Consider the following 15131-nt stretch of genomic DNA (forward strand, 5'->3'; position numbering starts at 1 on the left):
CCTGCGACGGTCCGGAGGGTACGATGGCCATATCGGTGGACGCCGCCGCGGAGGTCTTCCGCGAAGCGATGCGAGATGCGGTGAAGCGTTATGCGCTGTGGTATCTCGTGGAGGGCGTGCTGCTGATCGCAGCCGGTTTCCTGGCGATCATCTATCCCGTCTTCTCGTCGACGGCGGTCATCGTTCTCCTCGGCTGGCTCCTGGTCATCAGCGGGCTCGTGCAGGCGCTCAGCCTCGTCAGCGCGCGGCACGTGCCGCATTTCTGGCTGCAGCTGATCTCCATCTGCCTTGCCGTGCTGATCGGCTTCCTGTTCCTGCGCGATCCGGCGCAAGGTCTGACGACGATCACGCTCCTCCTCATCGTGTTCTTCATGATCGAGGGCATTTCGAAGGTCGTCTTCGCCCTGACGATCCGGCCCTTTCCCAATTGGGGCTGGGTGCTCGCGAGCGGCTTGGTCGGGATCGTGCTGTCCCTCGTCCTCTGGACCAATCTGCCGGTGACGTCCGTATGGCTGTTGGGATTCCTGCTCGGGATCAACCTGATCAGCGTCGGCACGGCGATTGCCTATCTCGCCTGGCAGGTGCGGATGAGTTAGCGAAGCAGCCTTTCGGTTGCTCCGCCCCTCCCTTTGAAGCTCACGCCGCCGAGGATGTGTTGACGGGCAGGGATTCGAGCGCGCCCGCCTCGTCGATGCGGCGCACCAGATCGTCCACTTCCTCTTCCGTCTGGTAGATGCCGAAGCCGATCCGCAGGCGTTGTCCGCGAACGTCGGTGACCACGCGCAGCTCCGCGAGGTCGCGATGGATCGCTTGCGCTTCGGGAGCTTGAAAGGTGAGGAAGTTGCCGCGCCGCATCTCGTCTGCCGGCACCACGAGCGAGGCCTGCTCGAACAGGGCGGAGCCGCCGATGCTGCGCAGGAAATGCTGCTGCAGGGCCCTGGCATGAGCGTTGATGATGCCTGGCGTGATGCCTTCCTCGGCGAGCCAGCGCATCACCGCGTTGAACCGGTAAAGACCCGAGGGATCGAAGGTCGAGCCCATGAAGCGCCAGCCGTCCTGGCTGTAGCCGACCTGTCCGCTCTGCGCATTCGTGAGGTTGCCGAAAGCGGCGTACCAGCCCGTGTCGCGCGGGCGCGGTCCCCATCCGGGCGGGCAGTGCATGAAGCACGCACCTTCGCCGGCCATCGCGTATTTGTACCCCCCTGCGATGTAGAACACGCGATCCGCGATGCTGCCGAGATCGGTCGGCCGCGCCATGAAGCCGTGATAGCCGTCGATCACGATCATCGCGCCGTCGCGATTGCATTCCGCGAGATGGCGTCCGTCCAGCGCGAAGCCAGAATTGAAGAAGACCTGGCTGACGAAGACCAGATCGTAGCCTTCCTGCGCGGCGGCGTAGAAGCGGTCCTCGAAGGTCGCGAAGGGTTCCGCCGGGACGCGCGTGACGGCGACGAGCCGATCCTCCTCCAGCCGTGCGATCTGGCGCGTGAAGGAGTGGAACTCGCCGTCCGACGTCAGGATGCGGATCGGCCGGTCCGTGGGAAAGCAGGACAGGATGCGCTTCAGGAATTCATGCGTGTTGGGCGCCACCGCGATGGTCGACGGATCCGGCAAATTGAGATGCCCGGCTACATGGCCGCGATATTCGTCGAGAACAGGGCCGAGCATATGCTCCCACTTGTCGTCGATGAGGCGGGATGCATCGTCCCAGGCTTGGAGTTGCGCGTCGCGCGTCACGTCCGGCCAGGGATGATGGCTGTGGGCCGCAAAATGCAGGCGGTCCGGTTCGGTATTGAGGAAGCGGGAGAAGTGCGAGCGAAGGTCAAGCATGGCGCATCTCCTTCGTCACAGCTTGCCGCGAACGGACCAGAGCTCGGGAAAGAAGTAGCGCTCCAGCGCCTTGCGCAGATAGGTCACCCCGCTGCTGCCGCCGGTGCCACTGCGCATGCCGATGATGCGCTCCACGGTCTTCATGTGCCGGAAGCGCCATTGCTGGAAAGCGTCCTCCAGATCGACCAGCTCCTCGGCGAGCTCGTAAAGATCGAAGTGTTCGCCCGAATGGCGGTAGATCTCCTCCCAGACGGCTTCGACGCCGGGATGCGCGGTGTAGGGCTGCGTCACGTCGCGCTCGAGCACCTCGGCCGGGATCGCGTAGCCGCGCCGGGCCAGCAGGCGAAGAGCCTCGTCGTAGAGGCTCGGTGCCCGGTAGGCGGCGTCGAGCTGCTCCGCGAGATCGTTCCGGTGGCGGTGGGGTGCCATCTTGATGGCATCCTTGGCCCCGAGCTTGAACTCCACCAGGCGGTACTGCCAGGACTGGAAGCCGGAGGATTTGCCCAAAGCCGGCCGGAAGCTCAGGTAATCGGAGGGCGTCATGGTGGAGAGCACGGTCCAGGCCTGGATCAGCTGCTCCTGGATCCGGTTGATCCGTGCGGTGCATTTGAAGGCGGGCTGAAGCTCGTCGGCCCGGACATGGGCGAGTGCCGTGTCGAGCTCCCGGTTCAGGAGCTTCAGCCAGAGTTCCATCACCTGGTGGATGGTGATGAACAGGAGTTCGTCGTGTTCGGCTGTCAGGGGAGATTGGGCGGAGAGGAGAGTGTCGAGCCGGAGATAGTCCCCATAGCTCATGCCTTCGGAAAAGTCGGTATGAATCCCATCTGTCGCTGCGGACAACGCCATCTCCCTGAACTGCTCCGCTTCGTGGCGGATTATTGTTACCTTAGAGTCATTCAACGAAAGTAGGACATTACAACCGGCTTGTCACGTCAAGGGGCTAGAGCATCGGGCCCAAAAGTGGACTTGCCCTTTTGAGATCCATCCGATGCTCCGCTCTTTGAAGAGCGCATCGTTCATGCGGAAAACCGTGACCACTTTTCCGCACGATGCGCTGGAATTGGCTTTCGCGTCCCGAGAGGGTAGGTTGCCGCCGCAAACGACCCAGCCTGGAGAAACCTGCGCATGACCGACACGCTTCCCGACCGCCTGTCCTCGAACCCGAACAGCCCCTATTACAATGAGGAGTTGCTCGCCAAGGGGGTGGGGATCCGCTTCAACGGGGCCGAGAAGACCAATGTGGACGAATACTGCGTCAGCGAGGGCTGGGTCCGGGTGACTGCGGGCAACGCCAAGGACCGGTTCGGCAATCCCATGACCATCAAGCTCAAGGGCAAGGTCGAGCCTTACCTTCAGGCCCAGGAGTAATGCTCCCGGGCAGGAGCTGAGGGCTGGACGCGCCGTGCCTTGCGCGCCAACTTCAAGGATAAGCTTGTCGATCGGGGGGAGCCCCCGGGAAAGGCTTGTCCTGGATGGCCTTGGGCCGGCGGCGAACGATCCTGATGGTTGCTGGCTGGCTCCTCAGCGCGCCGGCCTTGGCGCATAGCTGGTACCCTGTCTGGTGCTGCAGCGACCAGGATTGCCGCGAGCTGAGGGAAGACCGGGGCGATACCGTGACAGAGACGCCCCAGGGCTGGAGGCTCTGGGACGGGCGGCTCATCGGCCGGGATTATGCCAAAGCGTCTCCCGACGCGAAATTCCACCTCTGCGAAGAGCCCGCCACACGGGCGATCATCTGCTTCTTCGCGCCGGAAGGATCGTCATGATGGGCAAGTGGCCTTGCCCATCCGGTGATCTCACGGCGTAGGGTTCATTCGCGTCCAGATCGCCTCCGCGGCTTTGCCGTAATCCCCGTCGAAGTGATGTCCGCCCTCCAGGGCGAGCCGCTGCGCGTCGCCGAGTTCGGGGGCCGTGCACGAGGTTTCGTTGTCCTCGGCCTCCTCGCGGCCGTAGATGCACTGGGTCCTGTCCAGCGGCAATTGATGCAGGAGAGGAGCCAACGGCCGGCTCTCGGCGGAGGGTGTGCCGATGAAGCCCTCCACGGTCACCTCGAAATCGGCATTGGTGCCGAGGGCCAGGAGCGACACGAGACCGACGTGATCCTTGACGGCTCTCGGCAGCTCGGGCCACACGTCGGGCATGATGTCGGATCCGAACGAGAAGCCGACGATCGCGTAATGATCGGTGCCGAATTCGGCGCCGTAATGGTCGAAGAGCAGAGCGAGATCGGACGCGACGTCCTTCGGACTTTTCTTGGACCAGAAGTAGCGCAGCGAATCCAGCCCCACGACGGCAATGCCCTTTTGCGACAGCCATTCGCCGATGGACTTGTCGATATCCCGCCACCCGCCATCCCCCGAGATGATCAGGGCCAGCCCCTTCACGGGGCCTTCGGGCCTGATGATCGAGACGGGCAATTGCGAAGCGCCCCGCTCGCCGGTTTTCCCCAACTCGAGGGCGTTATCGACCAGCGCTTGACGGGTCGCTGCATCGTCTTCGGCCGGCACGAACGCCACGTCGCCGTCGCTTCCCTGGAAGGTTTCGATGCCTTGGCGCTCGCGCTCGGGAGCAACCGCCCGCCAGGAGGCAGGCATGTCGGGGATGCGGCGCAAGGCGAAGTATCCGTCGCTTGCCGGTTCGAGCTTGGGATCGAAGCAATAGGTTCTGTCGGTTTTCAGCAGAGGCTTGAAGCCGAGCCCGATGGCGCCGCCGAGGGTGTTGACCGGTGCCTGGGCCAGGGCCGCGTAGGCGAAGGCCGCGCCGTCGCCGCGTCCGGCGATCACCGGGAAGAAATAGCGCCCGAGTCCGAGCTTGCGCTGCACCGCCTGAGCCAGATCCTTCATATCGTCCGAGACGTAGTGACACTCGTCGGTCGAGGGTGACTTGGCCAGCTCCGCACGCAGGGCGTCGAAGTTGAAGGAGACAGCAATGAGGTCGGCCTTCGCCAGCGCGAGGGCATCCTCCCGGCGCTTGTCCGCATCGGCTTCATTCGCTGCGAGGATGACCAGCCCACGGGGACGATGACCCTCGGCCTGGACGATGTCCACGGGGCCGAATTCATCCACGTTGATCGTCGTCGTGGCGATGGTCGGCGGCATCAGGGCGGACCAGGCCGACCGGCCGAGCAGAACACTGCCGGTCACGAAGGCAGCAAGAGCCGTGACGACCGTCAGGACCTTAAGGGGCTTCATGATCTGGCTCCCTTGCTGATGGTTCTCGCCTGGTTGCCCGAAATCAGGTTCGTCACATCGAGCAGGATCTGAGGCAACGCCCATCCGCCGGGGCTGGCGAGATAGCGCGGCTCCCAGACCGGGCCGAACTTTTCCTTGTAGGCCCTCAGTCCCTTGAAGCCGTAGAACCGCTCGCCGTTACGGGCGACGAAGGCTGCGATCTTGTGCCAGTTTGGGGCGAGACGATGGTCGGAGAGGCCGGAGAGCGGCGCCATGCCCAGGTTGAACCAGCGGTAGCCCCGCGCCTTGCCTTCCTGCATGAGGCTGACGAAAAGCAGGTCCATGATGCCGGACACATTCGGCAGGTAGCGCATCAGGTCGACGGTGATCTCGCCGCCGGGCTGGCCGTACCAGATATTGGCGAAGGCCACGATGCGGCCCTCGCGGCAGACGACCGCGACGTCGAAATGCGACAGGTAGCGCTCCGACCAGAAGCCGATGGAGAATCCCTTCTCGCCCGCGCCGCGTTCCGCCAGCCAGGCATCGGAGACACCTTTGAGCTCGGCGAGATGGGCGGGTACTTCGGCCGCGGGCAGGATCGCGAATTCCAGGTTCTCCCGCTTGGCGCGGTTGAGCGCCGCGCGCCAGTCCTTGCCGGCCTTGCCTTCGGTCGTGAAGGCATCGAGGTCCACATGGGCTTCTTCGCCGAGCTTCACGAGCGACAGGCCGCCATCGAGGTAGAGGGGCAGATGGGTGGGGCTGACCTGGTAGAACACGGGCCAGCCCGCATGCCGGTCGACCTCCTCGAGGAACTGCCACATGAGGTCGGCCGCATGCTCGGGCCTCCCGATCGGATCGCCCATGGCGATCCAGCTCTTGCCGCGAACGGCATACATCAGGAAGGCCTCGCCGGATTCATGGAAGAGGAAGCGCTTGTCCTCCAGGAGTGCGAGATGCGCATCGGCCCGCTCCGCATGGGCCAGGGCCGGCGTGATCGCGTTTGCCATGACGGGATCGACCCTGCACAGGCCGGGCTGGCGATGGACCATCGCATAGAGCGACAGGGCCGCCCCGATGATGATCGCGCCGAGGCTGCTGCGCAGGAAGCGGGACGCATCGTCGTGCCAGTTGAACTCCCACCACAGGTCATGGCTGTAATCCACGTCGTGAAACGCCGTGAAGCCGAGCCACACACTGCAGCCGACGATGAGGGATATGGCCACCAGCCACCGCGGCTCCAACGGTTCCGCGAAGATGCCGGCCTTGCGGTAGAAGGCGGATCGATGGGTCAGGAGGAGAGTGAGAACGCCGCAGAGAACGAGCGCTTCCTCCCAGTCGAAGCCTTTCGCCAGCGACACCACGATCCCGGCTCCGATCAGGACGACGGAGAGGGTCCAGGCGCCCGACAGGCGGCGCATCAGGCCGCGGGACAGAATGAGGAGCATGACGCCGACCGCGCTCCCGACGAGGTGCGAGACCTCCGCGAAGGGCAGGGGCACGAGATGTCGCAGGGCGCGCACGCGCGAATAATCGTTGGGGAGGGCGCCGGAGGTAAGAAGCACGAGGCCGCCGATGAACGTCAGGGCTGCAAGCGCCGTGGGCACAAAGGGCAGGACGAGCCGCCTGACACGCCTGATCCATTGCGTGAGGCGCGCATCCGAGTGCCTGATCTCGTGGACGGCGACCAGCACCACGGCGAACAGGAACGGGATCAGCGTGTAGGTCAGGCGCCAGACGAGAATGGCCGACAGAAGCTCGGCCGTGGGTGCCTGTGGGAAGGCGAGCAGGATCGCCGCCTCGAAGGCGCCGAGCCCGGCCGGAACATGGCTGACGACGGCCAATAGGATCGCGCTGGCGAAGACGGCGGCAAAGGGCGGAAATCCGATGCCGACGTCGCCGGGAAGGAGCACCCACAGGGCCGCGGCGGCCGCGCAGATGTCGGTCAGGCCGAGACCGATCTGGATGAGTGCGGCCGATCCGCCCGGAAGCCGGACGCGGATATCGCCCCGGCCGATCTCCCGGCCGCCCTTGCGGCTCCACGCCCAGTAGGCGGCGAGGCCGGCCAGCAAGGTCGCGCCGATGCCCTGATTGAGGCCGGCGGGCAGATGGTCCAGCGCGGCAAGGGCCTGCGGTTGGGAAGCGGCACTGAGCCCGAGAACGCCCGCCATGCCGACCCAGAGGGTCATGGCGGCGACGGCGGTGAGCTTCGCGACCTCGGCCAGGGTCAGGCCGGCGCCGCCATAGATCCGCCAGCGCACGGCGCCCGCCGTCACAAGGGGAAAGCCGAGAGTATGGCCGATGGCATAGCTGGAGAAGGATCCGAGGGCGATGGTCTTCAGCGGCACCGGCTTGGCCGTCGCCGCGCGAACGCCGAACACATCGTATCCGACAAGGGCGGCATAGCTCATGGCCGCGCAGAGGAGAGACAGGCCGATGAGGGGCGAGGGCGTGCCGAGGGCGCTTTCGGCAACGGCCGAGACATCGAGGCCGGACAAGAGCTCGATGAGCAGGGCCGCCAAGCCGGCGCATCCCGCCAGGGCGGCGAGGAGCGGGACCCATCGCAGAAGCCGAGGGCGGCGCGACGGAGGAGCGGCTGCCACGGGGCTGATGGATGTGGGCGGCTGCTGCGGTTCGGCGGCAGGATTCACCTTGGCGGCTCGAAGAGCGTTGGTGGGCATGGGAGATCTCGTCTGACGGTCTGAGGGTGCCTGTCATCCCGGCACCCGGATGCTTCGACGATCGGTCAAGGCATGGGCAGGGAATGTGCGATGGCGGCACATGGGGGCGCTGACGCACGCGAGGTCGCGGGCGGCGGCAGGCTCAGACGAGAGGTGGACCGGTGGGCGGGGCGGCGCAGGGCCTGTGCGAAGGCGGTGCGGTAGGATGGGCGACGCGCCCCACCCTGATCAGGCGGGCCTGATCGAGAACGATCGCCGGCGCGCCGGCGGGCAGGATCGGACCTGAATCGTGATCGCTCCCGCTGGCCGGGCCCTGGGGGCGGACCGCGAAATCGTCGAGCAGCGGAGCGATGACGTCACCGGTCAGGCTCAATGTGCGCTCAACGGCCCCGTTCCGATCCCGGTCCTCGAGGAAGCATGGCTGCGCCTGCGCCGTTCCTGCGATCAGCAGGAGGGCCAGCAGAGGCTGAACGAGGGCCAACAGGATACGGTGCACGGGCACGGACAATCGCCTTAAACCGATGCGATGATTTCACATGAAAGCTGAATGGTTGCTGATCGGGGCATATACAAGACGAGGCCCGTTTCCAAAAAGAAAGCGCCCGCTTTGCAGGGGGCGCTCCAAGGTCCGACCCGTAGGGGCAAAATAAGAGGTCGGTAGACCTATCTATTTAAAGAGTAATTTGTCTTAATTGTGACATTTCATGGCCTGAATGCGGCGTGTCAATAGAACAGGTGCGCTAATCTGACGCCCGGATAGTTCATTTCGAAACGATTTGGCTTGATCGCGCATCATATATATGATTTATGCCGATCTGACCGTAGGGGCAAATACGGTTCTGAGGGCCGCGAACACAGCCGATAAGGCTGGGCGCGGCCCTTTTCTATTTATATCTATATTTTCAATTTATTGCTAAAGAAGATTGGATCTTGGGAATAGGGTCCGTCACCTGGACCTGCTGCGGGCCTCCTGCAGCTTCTCCACCATGGCTTTGATGTCTTCGACGGCCTTCGGGCCACGGATGCCGATTACCCCGCGGTCGATGGTCTTTCCGTTCTCGTCCTTCCGGCCGTTGAAGAAGGCATCCCGTTCCTGTTTGGACATCTTCAGGACGGTGCGCGCCTCCGTCTCGATCCGCCATTCCTCGGACCAGGTATTGACAGTCTGGCCGGTCAGTTCGGAGGTAGCTACGGTGTCGCGGGAATAGGTCATGGCGGCCGTTATGGCATGCAGCGGTGAACAAAGGCTTTCGGCTTCGCGAGCCGGCGCATCTTCCCGGTGAGGCTCGTGAAGAGGGCCGCAGGACGCGCTCTCGCGGGAGTGGGACACCGGATGTGCTCGGACGCACCGCAGGCCTGCAACCCATAGTCTAGCCTGAGCCGTCTATGTGCAGTTGGGGAATCGATGTGCAGCCGGGGAGATGTATCATCCGATCCAGGAAACCGTCCTCGTTTCACCATAGCAACTGGCTTCTGGGAGCTCTGGAGCCGGACGATATGGCTTACCTCGAGCCTCATCTCGAGATCGTCATCCTGCCGAAGGACACAGTGCTTTACAAAGCCGGGGATCTCATCAGCTACACCTACTTCCCGCATGATGCCATCATAGGCCTGATCAATGTCATGGAGGAAGGCCAGTTCGTCGAGGTAGCCTCCTTCGGGCGAGAGGGGATGTTCGGCCTGATCAGCGCGATCGTTTCCCGCGAGTCCTTCGGACGTTATCAGGTGCAGGTTCCAGGAACCGCCTCTCGGATCGCCACCGAATGGATGCATGAAGCCATCCGGGTCCGGCCGAAGCTGCGTCGGCTCGTCCTGAGTTATACCGAGGCGCTGCTGGCGCAGACGTTTCAGACCATCTCCTGCCATGCCGTTCATACGGTGGAGGCCCGCTGCGGCAACTGGATCCTGAGTGCACGTGACAGGATCGACGAGGATGTCCTGCCCCTGACCCATGCCGAACTGGCGGAGTTTCTGGGGGTTCAGCGCTCCACGATCAGCACTGTCCTGCGCGCGTTTCAGAGGCAGGGCCTGATCGCGCAGCAGCGCGGCGGCATTGTCGTGGCGGATCGTTCCGGACTCGAAGAGATCACTTGCGAATGCTATGATCGGACAAGACGGACTTACCGGCGCCTGTTGCCCCGTTCCTATCCGCCCGTCTGCCCATCGTAGGGAATCCAGATGCAGTTTTCTTCGTCTGCCCTGAAACTGCCCTGCGGATAAGGCGTCATATCTACCGGAAGGAGATTGACGTGGCCCGATACTATTTCGACGTCCACGATGGGGCACAACTTCTACGCGATGACGACGGCTCGGAGTTCGAGAGCGACGATGCGGCCGTGCAGGCGGCTGCGCGGTCGACTACCGAGATCGGCCAGAACCGTTTGGCCAGGGGGGATTTCAGCGATATCGTCATCGAGGTTCGCGATGCCGGCAACCGTCATGTCTGCACCGTGACGGCATCGATGAAAGTCGAGCGGCAGCCGAAGACATAGAGCTGTTTCCCCTTGCGTGGAACCAGCTATCTTCTTTGCTTTGCCGCATTTTTTGACGACGAACCGGATCCACTTTGCCGAAAAATGCTCTAGCTTCGAGAATATTCTTCGATGAGCCGGCTCCAGAACGAGCGGATTTCGGTTTCGGGGTCACATTCGCGCGAGCGGCCCGTCGATGATCACGTGAGGACAGAAACGGGAGCATTGCTCGATGCGCCCTTCCACCTTGTAGATGGTCTGAAGCAGGGTGGAGGTGATCACCGTGTCCACCGGCCCGCAGCTCACCATGGTGCCGGCATCGATCACCATCACCCGATCCGCCACGCGTAGGACTTGGTTCAGATCATGGATCGCAAGGATCACGCAGATGCCGCGATCCTTGGCGAGTGAGCGGATCAGGGCCAGCACTTCCACCTGGCGGTGCAGGTCCAGCGCGCTCGTCGGCTCGTCGAGGAGCAGGATCTTCGGATCGCGGACCAGGACCTGGGCGAGCGAGACCAGCTGTCGTTGTCCGCCGCTGAGTTCGTGCAGCCCTTTGAAGGAAATGGGTTCGATCTGCAGGTCGCAGAGAACCCGGTCGACCTCTTCGAGGTCCTCGTCGGTGACCTTGCGGGCGGTTCCCTGCTTGCGGGCGAGCAGGATCGACTCGTAGACGGTCAGCACCGTTTTCACCGAGGTGTCCTGCGGCATGTAGCAGACATGGCCGGAGTCGGGCAGGGCGGCCGCGCCGTCGATGCGAATGCTTCCGGGGCCATCGAGGAGGCCTGCGATGCGCCGGAACAGGCTCGACTTGCCGGCGGCATTCGGACCGATCACGGCGGTGACCTCGCCGCCCTTCAGCACCGGGGTGGTGACGCCGGCGAGCACCTCCTGCTTGCCGTAGCGCACACCGACATCGGTGAGTTGTAGGCTCGCTACCATGAGCGCCTCCGGCTGGACATGATCAGGCTGAAGAGGAACGGCACGCCCACGAGGGCCGTGATGATGCCGATGGGAAAGATCGTTCCCGGCACGATGGATTTGCTGATGACGGAGGTCAGCGACATGATCGTCGCGCCGGAGAGGACCGAGGCCGGCAGGAAATAGCGCTGATCCTCGCCCACGAGCATGCGCGCGATGTGCGGTCCCACCAATCCGATGAACCCGATGGTGCCCACGAAGGCGACGGGCACGGCGGCGAGCAGGCTGATGATCATCATCGTCTCGAGACGCAGCCAGCGCACGTTGACGCCGAAGCTCGCGGCCTTGTCGTCGCCGAGGCGAAGCGCGGTGAGGGCCCAGGCGCGGCGCATGAAAAGGGGAAGCGAGATCGCCACCACGGCGGTGGTGATCGCAAGCTTCGGCCAAGTGGCGCGGGTGAGGCTGCCCATGGTCCAGAACACCACGGCGGCGAGCGCCTGCTCGGAGGCGAGATACTGCACCAGCGCGAGAAGCGCGTTGAAGGTGAACACGAGGGTGATGCCGAGGAGCACGATGGTCTCGACGGTGACGCCGCGCTTCTGGCTCATGAAGTGGATGAAGAGTGCCGCCGCCATGGCCATGAGCAGGGCGTTGATCGACACCACGTAGTCGATGGCCCAGGGCAGGATGCCGACACCGAAGACGAGCGCGATCGAGGCACCGAAGCTCGCCGCCGCCGAGATGCCGAGCGTGAAGGGACTCGCGAGCGGGTTGTTGAGGATCGTCTGCATCTGCGCGCCCGCGGCCGACAGCGCGGCTCCCACGACGACGGCCATGAGCGCCACCGGCATGCGGATGTCCCAGATCACCACGCTCGTCTGCAGCGACACGTCGGGCGAGCCCAAGAGCGCCAGAACGACCTCGCGCATGGTGTAGCGGGCCGGCCCCAGCCCCAGATCCGCGATGACGGAGAGGACCAGGACGAGGGTCATGGCAAGAAGCACGAGCTTCTTGCGCTGCACGAGGACGCGGTAGGCACCGCGTCCCTTCGGCATGGCGATGGCGGGCGAGTGAGCCAAGGGCTTACTCCTTGTCCGCGAGGGAGACCCAGTATCCGGTCTTGTAGGGAACGGGCAGGAAGCGCTCGTAGAGGGTCTTCATGGTCGCCTCGGGATCGAGATCCTTGAACAGATCCGGGTGCAGCCACTTCGCCATCGCCTGGATGGCGACGAACTGGTAGGGGCTGTTGTAAAATTGGTGCCAGATGGCGTGGACCTGATTGTCGCGCACGGCCTTCACGCCCGTATAGGCGGGACGCTTCATCAGAGCGGCGAGCTTGTCGCGCGCTTTCGCCTTGTCCGCGGCGGACCCGACGCCGACCCAGGCGCCGCCCGGAACGTAGAGTTCCCAATTCGAGCCGGTGACGATGACCTGATCGGGATTGGCCGCGATGATCTGCTCGGGATTCACCACGCCGAACGTTCCGGGGATGATCTTGGCGGCGAGGTTCTGGCCGCCCGCGACTTCCACGAACTTGCCGAAGTTCTCGTTGCCGAAGGACATGCAGCAATCGTCGGAATAACCGGCCGCGCGCTCGACCATCACCACCGGCTTCGGCGGATTGGCCTTGGCGAGGCGTTCCGTCACGAGATCGATCTGTGCTTTGCGGAACGTGATGAACTCTTCCGCCCGCGCTTCCCTGCCGAACAGCTTGCCGATGAGGCGCATGCTCGCGTCCGTGTTCTCGAACGGCTTCTCGCGGAAGTCGACGAAGACCACCGGGATGTCGATCTTGGCGAGCTTCTCGATGAGCTTGGCGTCGTCGGTCGCGGTCTTCGCCTCGATGTTGAGGAGGATCACGTCGGGCTTGAGCGAGACGGCCTGCTCCACGTCGAAGGTGCCTTCCTTGAAGCCGCCGAAGGTCGGGATCTTGTCGATCTGCGGATACTTGGCGAGGTAGTCCTTGTAGCCGTCGAGATCCGCCTTCTGCAGATCGTCGCGCCAGCCGACCACGCGCTTGAAGGGCTGGTCCGTGTCGAGGGTCGCCACGAAGTACATCTGGCGCCCCTCACCGAGAATGACCTTCTCGACAGGCGCTTTGACTTCAACCTTGCGGCCCGTGATGTCGGTCACCGTGATCTTGTCGGCGGCATGGGAGGAAGAGGGCAGAAGCCCGGCGAGCGCCAGGACGGCACCGAGAGCCAGTTGGGAGAGTTGCATGACGCGCCTCGTTTCAAGGAAAAGCAGGCGGTTCCTATGTCCTTGCTCGACGGCAGGCAAGCAATATCTTTTAGAATTACTTTAATTAAAATGTATTCGAGCCAGTTTAAAATCGTTCTATTCTATAGTTTATAGTCATTATAATTTGACGTCTATCGGTTTTGGTCATAGAGGAGCGTCGAAATCAGCTGCATCCGTGAGCCCTCGATGACCGCGAATTACACCCTCCGGGACGAGATCCGTGACTATTGGTCCCTGCGCGCTGCGACCTTCGACCAGCAGGTCGGGCACGAGATCTTCTCGGAGGCGGAACGGCAGGCATGGCGCGATCTTTTCCTGCGGCATCTCGGACCCGGCGACGGGAGGCGGGCGCTCGATCTCGCCAGCGGCACAGGCGTGATTTCCCATCTGCTGCACGGCCTCGGGTTCAACGTCACGGGTCTCGACTGGTCGGAGGCGATGCTGAGCCAGGCGCGATCCAAAGCGGCCAGGAACAATGCCGACATTCGCTTCATCATGGGCGATGCCGAGCGCACCCTGGAAAAGCCGGAGAGCTACGACGTGCTCGTCACCCGCCACCTCGTCTGGACGCTCGTCGATCCGAAAGCCGCGTTCCGGGAATGGCATTCGCTGCTCAAGCCGGGCGGGCGGCTTCTCATCGTCGACGGCGATTTTGTCTCTGATACCCTCGTCAAACGGATGATCCGTTTCGTCGAGAAGCTGGTGCCGGGCCTTGCCGGAGCAGCCCATGCGCCCAATGCCATGCGCGAGACCCATGAGCGCATCCTGAGCCGGGTCTACTTCTCCAAGGGCGCACGGGCGCAGGAGGTCGCCGGGCTGCTGCGCGAGGCGGGTTTCGCGCAAACCATCATCGATCAGGATCTCAAGCAGATCCATCGTCAGCAGGCGAAGAACCTGCCGCTGCTCAGGGGGCTCGAGCGGGCGACGCAGCATCGTTACGCCGTTCTTGCCGTGAAGGCCTCCACCTGAAAAGTCGTGGCATGATCCGTAGGATCATGGTCTCCTGATGCGCACTGCAGCGGGAGAAGGTCCATGGCACGAAGGCTGACCGAAATTCTTGTCGCTTGCGCCGTCCTGACGGGTGCAAGCCCGTTCGAGGCACGGCCACAGGAGCGGCCCGACGTCGATGTCGCGACCCCTGAAGGCCTGCCGGCAGTCGGGAAATGGATGCTGACCGCGCAGGGCGTGCCGTCCGACTGGCTCGGCGAAATCTATGAGGGCAAGAATCTGCGCGAGCCGATCAACGTCATCATCGTCGATCAGGGCGCTTCGAGTGTCGATGACGCCAAGGAACGGCTTCTGGCCGCCGCCGCCCGCGCCGGTTATCCGATCCGCTTCGGCCATTCGACAGGCTATCAGGGCTCCATCGCCGGGCGGCTCTACGCGCAGCTGCCGCAGGGCAGGGACGATGCGTTCTCCAACGATGTCTTCGAGGTCAACAACAACCACGGCCGCGTCTTCGGCCCGCATGCATTCGAGCAGGGCTATCTCTTCATCGCGGCCTTCAGCCGCGAGGAGGTCGACCCGTTCCGCGATCCGGGCCATCGCTTCGGCTCTTTCAACCGGGCGCGGGACGATTTCACGCAGCGCCTCGACCGCAGCACCGATTTCAAGGTGAGCCGCTTCGTCGATCTCGGCAACGCGCTGATCGGCGACCCGAAGCTCACGACCGGCGATCACGACGGCATTGCGGTCGTGGTGCGTGTGGGGCCGTGACATGTGAGAATGTCATCCCCGGCGAGCGAAGCGAGGGAAGGGGATCCATGGCGTTTCGCCTGATCGTGGATCCCCTTCCCCTCCGCTGCACTCCGGCCGGGAAT

At 63.7% G+C, this 15131-nt stretch carries 16 protein-coding genes; 7 read left to right on the top strand and 9 right to left on the bottom strand.

Features of this window, described 5'->3' with window-relative positions; all coding sequences use genetic code 11:
* The first annotated feature begins 23 nt into the window (after positions 1–23).
* Positions 24–596, top strand: coding sequence for an HdeD family acid-resistance protein (locus AB4097_RS10435; RefSeq protein ID WP_442039185.1), 573 nt, complete (start codon positions 24–26; stop codon positions 594–596).
* 40 nt (positions 597–636) lie between these two features.
* On the opposite strand, the gene AB4097_RS10440 is transcribed toward AB4097_RS10435, so the two are convergent.
* On the bottom strand, positions 637–1830 hold the full coding sequence (locus AB4097_RS10440; RefSeq protein WP_442039187.1) for an aminotransferase class V-fold PLP-dependent enzyme: 1194 nt from the start codon (positions 1828–1830) through the stop codon (positions 637–639).
* Positions 1831–1845: 15 nt separating this feature from the next.
* Positions 1846–2676 carry a tryptophan 2,3-dioxygenase gene (gene kynA, locus AB4097_RS10445; protein WP_442039189.1) on the bottom strand — a complete coding sequence of 277 codons (831 nt, stop codon included), beginning with the start codon at positions 2674–2676 and terminating at the stop codon, positions 1846–1848.
* A 279-nt stretch (positions 2677–2955) separates the two neighbouring features.
* On the opposite strand from kynA, the gene AB4097_RS10450 reads away from it, so the two are divergent.
* Together AB4097_RS10450 and AB4097_RS10455 are read left to right on the top strand one after the other, a co-directional pair.
* Complete coding sequence (locus AB4097_RS10450; protein ID WP_442039191.1) at positions 2956–3198, top strand: DUF3297 family protein; 243 nt, start codon at positions 2956–2958, stop codon at positions 3196–3198.
* A gap of 134 nt (positions 3199–3332) precedes the next feature.
* On the top strand, positions 3333–3596 hold the full coding sequence (locus tag AB4097_RS10455) for a hypothetical protein (protein WP_442039193.1): 264 nt from the start codon (positions 3333–3335) through the stop codon (positions 3594–3596).
* A 30-nt stretch (positions 3597–3626) separates the two neighbouring features.
* On the opposite strand, the gene AB4097_RS10460 is transcribed toward AB4097_RS10455, so the two are convergent.
* From AB4097_RS10460 to AB4097_RS10475, 4 genes are all read right to left on the bottom strand, one after another.
* Positions 3627–5021, bottom strand: a complete 1395-nt coding sequence (locus tag AB4097_RS10460; RefSeq protein ID WP_442039195.1) for a virulence factor family protein — start codon at positions 5019–5021, stop codon at positions 3627–3629.
* On the bottom strand, positions 5018–7678 hold the full coding sequence (gene mprF, locus AB4097_RS10465; protein ID WP_442039197.1) for a bifunctional lysylphosphatidylglycerol flippase/synthetase MprF: 2661 nt from the start codon (positions 7676–7678) through the stop codon (positions 5018–5020). The genes AB4097_RS10460 and mprF overlap by 4 nt, the downstream gene beginning before the upstream one ends.
* Positions 7679–7820: 142 nt before the next feature.
* The gene (locus AB4097_RS10470; RefSeq protein ID WP_442039199.1) at positions 7821–8180 is read right to left on the bottom strand and encodes a hypothetical protein; all 360 of its coding nucleotides are present in this window, start codon (positions 8178–8180) and stop codon (positions 7821–7823) included.
* A gap of 444 nt (positions 8181–8624) precedes the next feature.
* Positions 8625–8891, bottom strand: coding sequence for a DUF7696 family protein (locus tag AB4097_RS10475; protein ID WP_442039201.1), 267 nt, complete (start codon positions 8889–8891; stop codon positions 8625–8627).
* Between the two features lie 284 nt (positions 8892–9175).
* On the opposite strand from AB4097_RS10475, the gene AB4097_RS10480 reads away from it, so the two are divergent.
* Both AB4097_RS10480 and AB4097_RS10485 read left to right on the top strand, forming a co-directional pair.
* Positions 9176–9847: a Crp/Fnr family transcriptional regulator gene (locus AB4097_RS10480; RefSeq protein WP_442039203.1), complete on the top strand. Its 672-nt coding sequence runs from the start codon at positions 9176–9178 to the stop codon at positions 9845–9847.
* 80 nt (positions 9848–9927) lie between these two features.
* Positions 9928–10170, top strand: a complete 243-nt coding sequence (locus AB4097_RS10485) for a DUF6894 family protein (protein WP_442039205.1) — start codon at positions 9928–9930, stop codon at positions 10168–10170.
* A 150-nt stretch (positions 10171–10320) separates the two neighbouring features.
* Here AB4097_RS10485 and AB4097_RS10490 read toward each other — a convergent pair whose 3' ends face one another.
* Genes AB4097_RS10490 through AB4097_RS10500 form a run of 3 tightly spaced genes read right to left on the bottom strand, consistent with a single transcriptional unit; the run spans position 10321 to position 13290 of the window.
* Entirely contained in the window at positions 10321–11091 is a 771-nt protein-coding gene (locus tag AB4097_RS10490) for an ABC transporter ATP-binding protein (protein WP_442039207.1), read from the bottom strand.
* Positions 11085–12125, bottom strand: a complete 1041-nt coding sequence (locus tag AB4097_RS10495) for a FecCD family ABC transporter permease (RefSeq protein ID WP_442039239.1) — start codon at positions 12123–12125, stop codon at positions 11085–11087. Before AB4097_RS10495 ends, AB4097_RS10490 begins: the two co-directional genes overlap by 7 nt.
* 28 nt (positions 12126–12153) lie before the next feature.
* The gene (locus AB4097_RS10500; RefSeq protein WP_442039209.1) at positions 12154–13290 is read right to left on the bottom strand and encodes an ABC transporter substrate-binding protein; all 1137 of its coding nucleotides are present in this window, start codon (positions 13288–13290) and stop codon (positions 12154–12156) included.
* Between the two features lie 207 nt (positions 13291–13497).
* On the opposite strand from AB4097_RS10500, the gene AB4097_RS10505 reads away from it, so the two are divergent.
* Together AB4097_RS10505 and AB4097_RS10510 are read left to right on the top strand one after the other, a co-directional pair.
* On the top strand, positions 13498–14280 hold the full coding sequence (locus AB4097_RS10505) for a class I SAM-dependent methyltransferase (protein WP_442039211.1): 783 nt from the start codon (positions 13498–13500) through the stop codon (positions 14278–14280).
* A 63-nt stretch (positions 14281–14343) separates the two neighbouring features.
* Positions 14344–15027, top strand: a complete 684-nt coding sequence (locus tag AB4097_RS10510; RefSeq protein WP_442039213.1) for a hypothetical protein — start codon at positions 14344–14346, stop codon at positions 15025–15027.
* Positions 15028–15131: the final 104 nt, after the last annotated feature.

It is taken from the genome of Microvirga sp. 2MCAF35, from assembly GCF_052115545.1.
Classification (GTDB): domain Bacteria; phylum Pseudomonadota; class Alphaproteobacteria; order Rhizobiales; family Beijerinckiaceae; genus Microvirga.